The organism is Enterobacter cloacae complex sp. P6RS (assembly GCF_014982245.1).
Taxonomy (GTDB): domain Bacteria; phylum Pseudomonadota; class Gammaproteobacteria; order Enterobacterales; family Enterobacteriaceae; genus Enterobacter; species Enterobacter bugandensis.
On sequence record NZ_JADCLB010000017.1, the window covers coordinates 237088 to 237417 of the forward strand.

Below are 330 nucleotides of genomic sequence, written 5' to 3' on the forward strand. Positions count from 1 at the left end.
TTCCGTTCGCCTTGAAGGTATATTCCGCCCTCAAGGTCTGCCCTACCTTCGGCGTGCCGGAAATCTTCAGGCCCGACACCGACGGCGCGCCATATACTTCGACCGCTGAACTTTCCTGCGCCACTCCGGCCAGAGCCGGGTGACTGCTGCCCTTCGGCGTCACCACCACCCTCACGCTGTAGCCCGCATAGCTGTCCGGCAACGTGAACGTGCGTGCCGTATTGCCAGCGGCGGCCGCATTCTTCCAGGTCTCACCGTCCTTCCACTGCCACTGGAAGGTGGACGCATCCGCACCGCTCCCGTTTGACGAGAAGGTGTATTCCGCCCTCA

General features: G+C 62.7%; 1 protein-coding gene. It reads right to left on the minus strand.

What is annotated here, in order from left to right:
* Nucleotides 1-330, minus strand: a 330-nt coding sequence (locus tag INF73_RS11300) for a hypothetical protein (protein ID WP_193547296.1), incomplete at both ends; no start/stop codon positions are given.